8 protein-coding genes are annotated in these 11932 nt (G+C 60.6%); 3 read left to right on the forward strand and 5 right to left on the reverse strand.

Annotated elements, in window-relative coordinates; all coding sequences use genetic code 11:
- Positions 1–35: 35 nt before the first annotated feature.
- Together pvdN and pvdM are read right to left on the reverse strand one after the other, a co-directional pair.
- On the reverse strand, positions 36–1322 hold the full coding sequence (gene pvdN / locus ACA061_RS09170; RefSeq protein WP_210555573.1) for a pyoverdine-tailoring periplasmic protein PvdN: 1287 nt from the start codon (positions 1320–1322) through the stop codon (positions 36–38).
- Complete coding sequence (gene pvdM / locus ACA061_RS09175; RefSeq protein ID WP_210555574.1) at positions 1319–2689, reverse strand: dipeptidase; 1371 nt, start codon at positions 2687–2689, stop codon at positions 1319–1321. Before pvdM ends, pvdN begins: the two co-directional genes overlap by 4 nt.
- A gap of 208 nt (positions 2690–2897) precedes the next feature.
- Here pvdM and pvdP point away from each other — a divergent pair, with 208 nt between their 5' ends.
- Positions 2898–4523: a pyoverdine maturation tyrosinase PvdP gene (gene pvdP / locus ACA061_RS09180; RefSeq protein WP_210555575.1), complete on the forward strand. Its 1626-nt coding sequence runs from the start codon at positions 2898–2900 to the stop codon at positions 4521–4523.
- Positions 4524–4673: 150 nt separating this feature from the next.
- Here the strand turns inward: pvdP and ACA061_RS09185 are convergent, their stop codons facing one another.
- The 3 genes from ACA061_RS09185 to ACA061_RS09195 are packed head-to-tail and all read right to left on the reverse strand — an operon-like array spanning position 4674 to position 9213.
- The gene (locus ACA061_RS09185; protein ID WP_497301227.1) at positions 4674–6068 is read right to left on the reverse strand and encodes an efflux transporter outer membrane subunit; all 1395 of its coding nucleotides are present in this window, start codon (positions 6066–6068) and stop codon (positions 4674–4676) included.
- Positions 6069–6075: 7 nt separating this feature from the next.
- Positions 6076–8049, reverse strand: a complete 1974-nt coding sequence (locus ACA061_RS09190) for a MacB family efflux pump subunit (RefSeq protein WP_497301228.1) — start codon at positions 8047–8049, stop codon at positions 6076–6078.
- Positions 8050–9213: an efflux RND transporter periplasmic adaptor subunit gene (locus ACA061_RS09195; protein ID WP_150601407.1), complete on the reverse strand. Its 1164-nt coding sequence runs from the start codon at positions 9211–9213 to the stop codon at positions 8050–8052. It abuts the gene before it with no gap.
- Between the two features lie 322 nt (positions 9214–9535).
- Here ACA061_RS09195 and ACA061_RS09200 point away from each other — a divergent pair, with 322 nt between their 5' ends.
- Together ACA061_RS09200 and ACA061_RS09205 are read left to right on the forward strand one after the other, a co-directional pair.
- Positions 9536–10018 carry a sigma-70 family RNA polymerase sigma factor gene (locus ACA061_RS09200; RefSeq protein WP_150601408.1) on the forward strand — a complete coding sequence of 161 codons (483 nt, stop codon included), beginning with the start codon at positions 9536–9538 and terminating at the stop codon, positions 10016–10018.
- A gap of 132 nt (positions 10019–10150) precedes the next feature.
- Entirely contained in the window at positions 10151–11485 is a 1335-nt protein-coding gene (locus tag ACA061_RS09205) for a lysine N(6)-hydroxylase/L-ornithine N(5)-oxygenase family protein (RefSeq protein ID WP_150601409.1), read from the forward strand.
- Positions 11486–11932 lie beyond the last annotated feature (447 nt).

The raw sequence follows: 11932 nt of genomic DNA on the forward strand, positions 1-11932 counted from the left end.
GTCGTCTCTGTGAAAGGAAAACTGGAGTCGAGGAATCAGGCGCGCAGTTTTTTACCGAGGATGTCCATGAACCGGTCGACTTCGGTTTCGTTGTTCAGCAGCCCTGGCGACGTACGAATCACCGGACCGACATCGCGGCTGACGGCATCGCAGATCACCCGGTTGTTCATCAGGTAAGCGGCCACTTCATCACTGTCCTGGCCCTTGACCCGGAAAAAGCTGAAACCGGCGGAAAACTTCGGATCGAGCGGGGTTACCAGTTCGATGTTCGACTGTTCGCGCAGGCGCTGTTTCAGGTAGCTGTTGAGCTGATGGATGCGGGCCTGCACGTCGGCCTTGCCCAGTTGCAGGTGCAACTTGAAGGCTTCGTCCAGCGCCCAGCGATGTTCGAAGGCGTGGTAACCGCCCGGGGTCATGGTGTTGGCGAACGTCGTGGCTTCGGAAAATGTCGGTACGCTGGGGCTGATGTACTTGAGCTCTTCGCTGCGGCTGCAAACGATGCCGGTGCCGCGGGGGCCGAACATCCACTTGTGGGTGCCGGCAATGAAAAAATCGCAGTTCATCTTCGCGAAGCTCAGGTCATCGACACCGAAGCCGTGCACCCCGTCGACCACGTAAATCAGCCGATCCTTGTCGTCGCGTCCGCGATTGTGTTCATCGACCAGACGCGAGATGTCGGCGATCGGCAATTTCACTCCGCTGCCCGAATGCACCCAGGTCATACCCAGCACACGGGTTTCGGGGCGGATGTTGCGGTTGATGGTGTCGAGTACCTGATCCAGCGAAATGCTTTGCGAAGTGTCGAACAGCTTGAGTTTGCGAACTTGTGTGCCGTCGCGCCGGCTACGGAATTCGAGAATGTTGCGGGTTGAGTAATGCTCGTGAACCGTGGTCAGGATCTCCTGATCCGGGCGAACATGTACGCCGCCATAAATCATCGCCAGGCCTTCGGTGGTGCTGCCGGTGAGAGCGATCTGGCTCGGTTTGGCTTGCAGGTACTTGCCGGCCCAGACCCGCACGTTTTCTTCGCGCTGCTCGGTGACGCCCAGGTCCCAGTCCATCGCCAGTCCCGGATTCAGATCCAGCGCTGCGCGATGGCGTTCGATGGCCTCGCGCACGGGGCGGGGATGTGAAGTGACCAGAAAGTTGGCGAAGTGAATGGCCTGCGGATCCTGATCGAACAACTGGCGCAATTGCGTCCATTTGTTGCCCGGCAGCGCAGGGTGAGGGGTGGCAGCGGTCGCGCACGCAAGGCTCGAACCCAGGGGCAGGGCAGCGGCGAGTACGCCGGCCTGTTTCAGGAATGTACGACGGTCAGTCATGGCTTGGCCGCATCCTGACGGGAAATCAGCGTGGGTTTTGCAGCCTTTTGCACTTGATCCCAAACGCGCAGGAAGTTGCCGCCCCACAGCTTGGCGATGTCCGCTTCGGAATAGCCACGCTGGATCAGCTCGGCGGTGACGTTGCGGATTTCGCCGACGTTTTCCCAGCCCTTGATGCCGCCGCCATCGTTGAAGTCCGAAGCGATGCCGACGTGGTCGATGCCGATCTTGCGCACGGTGTAATCGATGGCGTCGCCGAGATCCTTGAGGGTCGCTTTCGGCTCTTCTTCAAGAATGCCGTAGAGGCCGCTGGCGTATTGCCCGAGTTTCTGTTCGGACCAGGCGGTGATGATCGGATCGCCCGGCATCAGGGCCATGGCCAGGTTCGGCAGTGGCGGCAGGTCGAAGCGTGCGCGCAGGGCGTTGAGTTTGTCCTGGGTGCCTTGAGTCAGCGGTTTGAGGTACTGCGAAAAGCCGACCACCTGCACTACGCCGCCATTGTTTTTGATCAGTTGCAGCTCTTTGTCGCTGAGGTTGCGTGGAATATCCACCGCCGCTCGCGGCGCTGAGTGCGAGGCGACAATCGGCGTACGACTCAACTGCACGACTTGCTCCAGACCTTTGGTCGACATCTGCGAGACGTCGATGATCACCCCCAGGTCGTTCAAGCGATGCACGGCTTGTTTGCCGATGTCGGAGAGACCGTCGAGCGCGTCGGGAGAGTCATTGAAAAAGGGCAGCGGGCGCGAAGAGTCGGCCCAGCTGTTGTTACCGATATAGCTGAAGCCGAACATGCGCATGCCGCGTCCGGCCCACAAGTCCAGTTTGCTCAGGTCGTTGCCCAGTGGATAGGCGTTGAGCATGCTGATGAAAATCGCAAATTTGCCTTCACCGTGCAGACGGCGGAAATCATCCGGGGTATAGGCGATGCCGACCTGATTGGGGAAGTCGCGCACCATCCCGGAAATGATCTTGTAGCGCACTTCCTGCTGGTTGCGCGCTTCCTCGACAAAACCTTCGGTCGGGCGGTGCGGTGCATTCGGGCCGTTCCACATTTCCGGCCAGCCAAATACGGTCAGTGCCGCGCCGGACAGCCGTCCACGGTTGGCCTTGATCAGGTCGAACTGCCCCGAGCCATCCTTGTCGGCTTCGTTGCCGTGAGTGCCGAAGCTCAACGGCACGGTGATGTGGCTGTCGAAAGACAGGATGCGGTCCTGCAGTTCGGTCGCCTGCTTCATCACTTTGACCGGATAGCCGGTGTTGTCCCGAAACCAGTAATCCCAAGCCAGAAACCCTGCGCCGGCGCTGATCGCCAAGGCCAGCGGCAGGCCGATAAATAGAGCCTTTTTCGAACGCGGTTTTGTCATTGCCATCTCATTCAGGTTCGCCGTCGAGGTTCAGGCGCAGGGGCCTTTGCTATCTGGGAGGAACGAGCGGCGGAGCGGGTAATTTAGGGACGGAAGGTGAAAAGGCGACGGCGAATGCCGGGATCTTTCGCCGCGGCCATAAATTTCCTCGGCGAGCAAACGTTCTAGCTTGGATAAAGCCTGCTTCATGGCTGACACAGGTAGGGCAATGACGATCTCTCGACGCTGGTTCATGGCGGGCATGGCACTCACGGGCGCCGCGCTGCCTGCCGCTTTTTATGCACATCGTGAACTGACCCGTGAGGAGTTTCCGATCACCCCGGGAGAGGCCACGGTCGACCTGGCGGACACGGCCGGTCAGCAGTTGGCGGACAGTTTGCGCGGCGTTTGGGACATTCGTTTCACTGGTGCTGCCGCTGGACTGGATGGCTTGCCCAATGAAGGTCTGGAGCTGTTTCTCGACATTGCCCACCGTGGCCGCGGTTTGCGCGGTTATCTCGACACGGGGGCTAACCTGCGTTCCGAGGCGCCAGTGCGTTATCAAGTCATCGGCGATCTGGCGCCGGGTAATGGCGCCGAGATGTTCTGGCGTCTGATGCGCAGCGATGCGCCGCAAGCGCCGGCGGTGTACGAATTTAAAGTAAAACTGGACGAAGTCTGGGCCGCGTTCGGCAACGCTGGCAGCGGCACGTTTACCGGGCAAGTGCTGCGACTGGATCGCGCGCTGGGTCTACCAGAACTCGACAATCACTTCATCGCGATCAAGCGACGGTTTCCCGAAGCCCGAGAAAGAGTCGGGTTGAATCCGGCGTTTCTGGCGTGGCTGGTAGCGCCCGAACATCGGCTGTTCCATCAGCTCTGGCACGCGTCGCGGGACAAGTGGCACAAACTCTCCGAAAAAAAACGTGATGCGTTACGTGGTATCGGCTGGCAACCTGGCCCACGGGACAAGGAGCGTGATGCCCGTGGGCCGCGTAAGGATCGCAACGGCTCGGGCATCGATTTTTTCTTCATGCATCGACACATGCTGGGCAAAGCCCGTTCGATGCAAGACTTGCCGTCATGGCAGGCATTCCCCATGCCGCAGCCGGAGCTGGAGCGTGACCGTCAGGGCTTCGCCCGCTACTTCGACAATCACGACGGCAACGCATTGCCGCCAACGTGGCTGACCGAAGGCGACGACGAGTACACCAAGTGGGTCAGCGACATCAAAGCGGCCGAAACCTATCACAGTAATTTTCAGGTGTGGGAGTCGCAGTACCGCGATCCGCGCTACTTGTCGAAACTCACCCTCGGCCAGTTCGGCTCGGAAGTCGAACTGGGCCTGCACGACTGGTTGCATATGCGCTGGGCATCGGTGGCCCGCGACCCGTCCAACAACATTCCAGTGCCGATGGCGCGGGATCAGGCGGATTTCGCCGCGCGTTGGTATGCCCCGGAAAACGACTTTCTCGGCGATCCGTTTTCCTCCCATGTGAACCCGGTGTTCTGGCGTTTTCATGGCTGGATCGATGATCGGCTTGAAGACTGGTTCCGCGCCCACGAGCGTTTTCACCCGGGGGAAGTCAGTCGCCTCGAGGTCAACGGCGTGCCGTGGTTTGCGCCGGGGCGCTGGGTTGAGGTCGATGACCCCTGGCTGGGCCCCGACACTCACGGCTGCAGCAGCGTGCCCGGCCTGCAAGTCGGGCGCTCGGTAGAGATGGACCCGGAAACCATGAAGCTCGCCCTGCGCATCACCTTCGGTGACGAAGACAACATGGCCGACCTGTTCCGTAAGGTGCCGCAGCGGCCGTGGTACGCCAGGCATTTGAAGGTGAAAGGCCGGCAACTTTAAGCGTCACCCATCCGACACAACGCAATACCCCCTGTAGGAGCTGCGGCACGCTGCGATCTTTTGATCTTGTTTTTCTAGATCAAAAGATCGCAGCGTGCCGCAGCTCCTACAGGTTTTTGGTTCGGTAAAAGAGAGTGTGAGTGTTCGCTGTCAGATAACTTGCCAGCCACCACCCAGCGCCTTGTACAAGGCAATGCTCGCCTGCAGTCGCGACAGGCGCAGTTGCACGTTCATGTCCTGCGCCGCATACAAGGTGCGCTGGGTTTGCAGCACGGTGAGCAAGTCTTCGGCACCCGCCTGATAACGGCTTTGCGCGATGTCGAACGCGGTTTGCGCCTGACTCAATTCTTCGCTTTGCCACTGCCGTTGCTCATCGAGGCCACGGATGGTGCTCAGGGCTTTTTCGACATCGGCGAAGCCATTGATGATCGCCCCGCGATAGGTCTCCAGCAATTCATCCTGACGGGCCTTGGCCTTGTCGCGTTCGGCGCTCAAGCGCCCGTTGTTGAAGATCGGCGCCGTCAATCCGGATGACAGGTTGTAGAACGTTGTGCGCAGCAGATCCGCCGCCAGATCGGCACCGGTGCCGAGGCTGGCGGTGAGGGTGATTTTTGGCAGCATGGCCGCGCGGGCTGCGGTGACATCAGCCTGGGCCGCCGCCAGTCTGGCTTCTGCGCTGGCGATGTCCGGACGTCGACTCAGCAGATCGCTGGGCACGCCACTGGCGATGTTTGGCCACTGCAATTGCGCGAATGCCTGCTGAGGCGAGGACAGCGCCTGCACCGGTTGACCGAGCAGGGCGGCGAGGGTGATCAGCGCTTCGCGGGCCTGTTGCTGCACCAGCGGCAATTTACGCTGTTGCTCGGCCACCAGACTTTTTTGCTGGGCCAGTTCCAGCGCGGTGGCGCTGCCTGCGTCGAAGCGGGTTTGCACCAGGTGCAGCACGTTCTGCGCGTTGGCCAGATTGAGTTCGGCAATGCGCGCCTGCTCACGCAAGGCGAGCGCCTGGGTGTAGCTGTTGGCGACGCCGCTTTGCAAGGTCAGCTCGACCGTGGCGCGATCAAACTCACTGGCCTGCACACCGAACACGGCGCTGTCACGGGCGGCTCGTTTACCCCCCCAGAAATCGATTTCGTAACTGGCGCTCAGCTCGGCGTCGTAGTAATCCAGCGAGCGATTGTCCGGGCTGACATCCAGTTGGCTGTAGCCTTTGCCGTGCAGAAGCTTCTGCCGATTGGCATTGATTCCGGCCTTGAGTTCGGGCAGCAGCGGGGCCCCGGCAATCGTCGCGCTGGCCTGCGCCTGTCTGACGCGGGCAACGGCCGCGCCGAGGTCATGGCTGCCCAGTCGTGCCTGTTCGACCAGTTGATCGAGTTCGCGACTGCCGAACTGCGTCCACCATTGGCGATTGCTTTGCACCGCGCCGGGATGGTCTGGCGATTGCCAGGCGGGCGGTGATTGCACGCCGCTGTCAGGGCGTGGCGCAGGGCTGCTGCAGGCCGCCAGTAACAGGCTGGCGGCAAGGAATGTCAGTTGCGCTTTCATAGGTTGATCATTCACTGGTAAGGGCTGTGACCGGGTCGAGCCGGGCGGCTTTGCGGGCAGGCATGAAGCCGAAGATGACACCGGTGACCAGGGCGCAGGCGAAGGCGCCGATTACGGCCATCCATTGAAATGCGATTGCTACGCCGCTGAACGACAGAACGCCGCCGACCAGCATCGCCAGGCTGATGCCGGCAATGCCACCGACCACGGAGAGCATCACCGCTTCGGTCAGGAACTGGCGCAGGATGTCGCGCTGACGGGCGCCGGTGGCCATGCGAATGCCGATCTCGCGGGTGCGTTCACGCACGGTCATGAGCATGATGTTCATCACGCCGATGCCGCCGACCAGCAAGGAAATGGCGGCGATGGCGCCGAGCATCAGTGACAGCGTGCCCTGGGTGCGAGCCTCGGCCTGGATCATGGCGGCGTTGTTGGTCAGCTCGAAATCCTTTTTGCCGTTGTGCCGGCGTAGCATCGATTGCTCGATGGCCTGTTCGGCGTCTTTGACCTTGCGTGCGTCCCTGGCGGCGATCACGACATATTCCGGGTTGCGACTGCCGAACAGGCGCGTACTGGCCGCCGAGTACGGCACGGCAATCCGGTTGTCGCTGTCCGAGTCGCCGGAGCTTGAGCCTTTTTCCGCCAGCACGCCGAGCACCTGGAACGGAGCGTTTTCAATCAGGATGTATTGACCGATCGGGTCAGCCACGTCCTTGAGCAATTTGTCGCGAACCTTGGTGCCGATCACCGCGACTGCGGCGGCGCTGTCTTCATCGGCCTGAGTGAAGTAGCTGCCCTGTACCACCGGCCAATTGAAGATGATCGGGAAATTGGTGTCGTTGCCACCGACGTAGCTGGAGTGGTCGGCGTTGCCGAAGCGCACGCCGGCGGTCGAGCCGTTGACCGGCATGATTCGTTCCACCTGGGGCAGGGTTGCAAGTTCGGCAACGTCATCGAGGGTGATGATGCCCGGTGGCGTGCGCGGGTTGGGTGCCGCGCCGCTGAGGTAAATGATGTTGGAGCCGAACGCCCCCATTTGCGCCATCACCTGGCGTTTACTGCCTTCGCCGACCGCCAGCATCACCACCACTGACGCGACACCGATGACAATCCCCAGCAGCGTCAGCGCGGTGCGGAAACGGTTGATCCACATCACCCGCCAGGCCGCTTGCACGGCATCCAGCAGTTCGCCCTTCCAGGCACTGGTCTCGGTGCTGCCGGCGCTCAGGCGCTGGCGCAGATCCACTGCCTGCAAGGCGCCGGAATTGGCGGTACGGGCAGGGGCACCTGGTTGCTCGGCGGTATCGCTGATGATCAGGCCGTCACGAATTTCGATAATGCGCTTGGCACGTTGCGCCACTTCGCGATCATGAGTGATGAGAATCACCACATGGCCCTGGCTGGCGAGCTCGTCGAGCAGGGCCATGACTTCTTTGCCGCTGTGGCTGTCGAGGGCGCCGGTAGGTTCGTCGGCGAGAATGATGTGGCCGCCGTTCATCAGTGCTCGGGCAATTGATACGCGTTGTTGTTGACCGCCGGAGAGCTGGTGCGGGCGATTGCCGGTGCGGCTGCCCAGCCCCAGGCGTTCCAGCAATGCGCTGGCCCGGGCGTGTCGTTCGGCCGCAGGCGTGCCAGCGTAGATGGCCGGCATCTCGACGTTTTCCTGTGCGGAGCCGGACGGGATCAGGTGATAACCCTGAAACACAAAGCCGAATGCCTCGCGACGCAGCCACGCCAGTTCGTCGGTGTCCAGTTGCGCAACGTCTTCACCGGCAAAGCGGTATTCGCCGCTGGTCGGGCGATCGAGGCAACCGAGGATGTTCATCAGCGTCGACTTGCCGGAGCCGGAGGCGCCGACGATTGCCACGAATTCGCCGGCGTGAATCGACAGATCGATGCCGCGCAATACCTCCACCAGCGGGCTGTCGTTGCCGCCGTAGGCTTTGCGGATCTGGCGCAAGTCAATCAGGGGCGTTTGCATTCAGCCTCCGTTGCCGACAGCGGGAGCGCTGAGAATGTGATCGCCTTCGGCCAGGCCCTCGAGGACTTGTGTACGTAACCGGTCGCTGATGCCGGTGCGGACTTCGCGCGACTGGATTTCCCCGTTGGCTGCGACGATCTGCGCCAGTTGCCATTGCGGGCGCGAGCCCGGTTGCAAGGCAGTGCTCGGCACTGTCAGGGTGTCCTGCGCGTGTTGTGCGACGAAGAACACCTGAGCGGTCATGTCGGTCATGAGGGCGTTGTCTGTGTTGTCGACGTCGAGCAGTACGGTGTAGAGCACCACTCGCTCACTGCCACTGCGACCGCCGGTGGGGCTGCCGCCCTGATTTTGCTCAAGAGGGCGCGGGGGCACCGGCAGAATCTGCCGCACCGTGCTGCTCCAGCGCCGGCTGCCACCGCTGAGGGTGGTGAAGTAGGCGGTCATACCGGGTTTGACGTGGCCGATGTCCGCTTCGGAAACTTCGGCCCACACCGTCATTGGCGACAACCGCGCGATGCGCAGGATCAGTGGCGTCTGTTGTTGCGCGTTGAGTGTCTGGCCTTCGCGCGCGCCCACAGCGACGACGGTGCCGCTCATTGGTGCAAAGATGCGCGTGTAGCCGAGCTCCGCTTCGTCGCTGCGCAGGCTTGCCTGGGCCTGACGAATCTGTGCCTGAAACATGTCAATGCGTGCCTGGGTGGCGCGGACTTCGGCACGGGCGGTCTGCACGTCCTCCTCGCGGGTGGCGCCGCCGGCGGCGAGTTTCTGTTGGCGCTGGTATTTCTGCTGCGCCAGGTCGTGCTGAGCGCGCTGTTCCTGTAATTGGGCCTTGAGGTTTTCGATGGAGAAACGACCTGCGTCGAGTTTGGCTTTTTGCGTCGACGGATCGATTTCCACCAGCAGTTGGCCTTCCTTGACCGCATCACCTGCCTCGACGTGGATCTTCTGGATTTGCCCCGAGGCCTGCGCGCCGACGTCTACATAGCGTCGCGGCTGCAAAGTGCCCAGTGCTGTCACGCTGTTTTCGATATTGCTGCGGGTCACTTGTACGGTCGCCAGGTTGTCGCGTCCCGGCGGCAGGACTTGCCATGCGGCGACGGCGATCACGGGAATCAGACAAAGGGCGGCGAACAAGGCGCGTCGGGCGGGGCGGGGACGTTTCATGCAGGGTTCCGGCCAGTGGGTTCGGCCCGACGTTCAGCAGGTGCACGGAATGTTCGGGCACTTGAACGCTGTCGCAAGGCACGACAGAAACGGGGAGCTGTCATGTAAACGATGAATGTACGAGGGAATTTAAGCGCTAACACATCAGGTAACACGTGCCCGTCCGACACTATTCGGCAGGTATGTGGAAACAAGACTTTAAATCTATATGAGAATTACTATAAATTACGCACCTAAGTTGCCACTATCTTGCTACTGCCTGTCAGCGCAGGGCGGATGGGTGAGCCCAAGGACAAAAACCGCGTCGTTGCGGCCAGGAGTCATGTTGGAAAACTACTATCGCGAGCTGGTGTGTTTCCTGAACGCCAAGCTGGGCAACCGTCAGGTTGCCGAAGATGTGGTGCATGACGCCTATCTGCGGGTGCTGGAACGCTCCAGCGACACGCCGATCGAACAACCCCGGGCGTTTCTTTATCGCACCGCGCTGAATCTGGTCATCGACGATCATCGACGCAATGCCTTGCGGCAGGTCGAATCCCTTGAAGTGCTCGACAATGAAGAGCGTTATTTCACCCCGTCTCCCCACGGCACCCTCGATCACGGTCAACGCCTGGAGATGCTCCAGCGAGCGCTGGCAGAATTGTCACCGCTGTGTCGTGACAGTTTTCTGCTGCGCAAGATCGAAGGTCTGTCCCACAACGAAATTGCCGAGAGCCTCGGTATTTCCAAAGCGCTGGTGGAAAAACACATCGTCAACGCCATGAAACATTGCCGGGTGCGGATCCAACAATGGGACGCCCATTGATCCTTCCCCGTTAAATTTTTTTTCACCGTCCTCGTTCCTACTCAACAGACGACCTGCTGTCCTGCTTCGGGCCGGTCAGGTCATTCAGGCTTTATCCCCGAGGTTGAGGGGTTCATCCAGAGGACACTGGAAATGACACAGGCAATTGCATCGCCCATCGTTCACGACCTGATCGGCGTCGGTTTCGGCCCTTCGAACCTGGCGCTGGCCATCGCGCTGCAAGAGCGCGGGCCGACCCAGGGCGAACTGGATGTGCTGTTCCTCGACAAGCAGGCCAACTACAGCTGGCACGGCAATACGCTGTCGACCCAGAGCGAGTTGCAGATTTCCTTCCTCAAGGATCTGGTGACCCTGCGCAATCCGACCAGCCCGTACTCGTTCGTCAATTACCTCAAGTACCACGGTCGTCTGGTTGACTTCATCAACCTCGGCACCTTTTATCCGTGCCGCATGGAATACAACGATTACTTGCGTTGGGTCGCCGGACAGTTCTCCGGGCAGAGCCGTTATGGCGAAGAAGTGCTGACCATCGAGCCGGTGCTGCACAACCATCAGGTTGAAGCGCTGCGGGTGATTTCCCGTGGCAGCGACGGCCAGCAACATGTACGCACCACCCGTTCGGTGGTGGTCAGTGCCGGTGGCACGCCGCGTATTCCGGAGGCGTTCAAGGCGCTGAAGGGCGACAACCGTGTGTTCCATCACTCGCAATACCTGTCGCAGATGGCCAAGCAGCCGTGCGTGAACAATCAGCCGATGAGCATCGCGATCATCGGGGGCGGGCAGAGCGCCGCGGAAGCGTTCATCGACCTGAACGATTCGTTCCCGTCGGTGCAGGTCGACATGATCTTGCGCGGCTCGGCCCTCAAGCCTGCGGACGACAGCCCGTTCGTCAACGAAGTGTTTTCGCCGGAGTTCACCGATCTGGTGTTCCAGCAGAACAGCGCCGAGCGTGAGCGTCTGGTCAACGAGTACCACAACACTAACTATTCGGTGGTCGACATCGACCTGATCGAACGCATCTACGGCATCTTCTATCGCCAGAAGGTTTCCGGAATTGCCCGTCATGCGTTCCGCACCCTGACCACCGTCGAGAGTGCTACCGCCACCGAACACGGAATCGAGTTGGCGGTACGCAACAACGCAACCGGCGAAGTGACTGTGCGCAACTACGACGCCGTGGTACTGGCCACCGGTTACGAGCGTCAGATGCACCGCAAATTGCTGGCGCCGCTGGAAGAATATTTGGGCGAGTTCGAGGTTGATCGCAACTACAAACTGATCACCGACGAGCGCTGCAAGGCTGGCATTTACATGCAGGGCTTCTGCCAGGCCAGCCATGGTTTGAGCGACACGTTGCTGTCGGTGCTGCCGATTCGTGCCGATGAGATTGCTGGTTCTTTGTATGAGCATGGCAAGCATCGTGGGCATCGTTCGATGGCGGATTTGCTATTGGCGACTGCCAGCTAAAATCTGCGCCGCCTGCTACACCGCCATCGCTGGCAAGCCAGCTCCCACAGTATTTTGTGCGATGTCAGCTATCGCTTACTCAACACTGATCCCTGTGGGAGCTGGCTTGCCAGCGAAGGCGGCAGATCAGGCAACATCACCTTTGATGAGCCACCGCCTTCGCGAGCAGGCTCGCTCCCACATTTGGATCTTTGATGAATACAAAAACTGTGTTCGCAGGAGATTCCCTGTGGGAGTGAGCCTGCTCGCGATGGGGTCTTTGAAAACACCAGAATTTCACAATCCTGAACCCTTCCTGAAGAACCCCGACATTCCCCGCCACACTGCCTTTCACGGGTTTACTCTCCAGACATCGAGGCGTAAGCTTCGCGCGTTTTCATCAATAGCGGAGACCCACAGTGGGTACTTGTTCGAGTGACAGTTGTCGGCCGGTCTCGGTAACCGGCA

It is taken from the genome of Pseudomonas sp. LBUM1668 (genome assembly GCF_059695715.1).

Bases quoted from the DNA above. Each gene is read 5' to 3' on its own strand.
- pvdN (WP_210555573.1), bottom strand. From the start codon at position 1,322: ATGACTGACCGTCGTACATTCCTGAAACAGGCCGGCGTACTCGCCGCT.
- pvdM (WP_210555574.1), bottom strand. From the start codon at position 2,689: ATGACAAAACCGCGTTCGAAAAAGGCTCTATTTATCGGCCTGCCGCTG.
- pvdP (WP_210555575.1), top strand. From the start codon at position 2,898: ATGACGATCTCTCGACGCTGGTTCATGGCGGGCATGGCACTCACGGGC.
- ACA061_RS09185 (WP_497301227.1), bottom strand. From the start codon at position 6,068: ATGAAAGCGCAACTGACATTCCTTGCCGCCAGCCTGTTACTGGCGGCC.
- ACA061_RS09190 (WP_497301228.1), bottom strand. From the start codon at position 8,049: ATGCAAACGCCCCTGATTGACTTGCGCCAGATCCGCAAAGCCTACGGC.
- ACA061_RS09195 (WP_150601407.1), bottom strand. From the start codon at position 9,213: ATGAAACGTCCCCGCCCCGCCCGACGCGCCTTGTTCGCCGCCCTTTGT.
- ACA061_RS09200 (WP_150601408.1), top strand. From the start codon at position 9,536: ATGTTGGAAAACTACTATCGCGAGCTGGTGTGTTTCCTGAACGCCAAG.
- ACA061_RS09205 (WP_150601409.1), top strand. From the start codon at position 10,151: ATGACACAGGCAATTGCATCGCCCATCGTTCACGACCTGATCGGCGTC.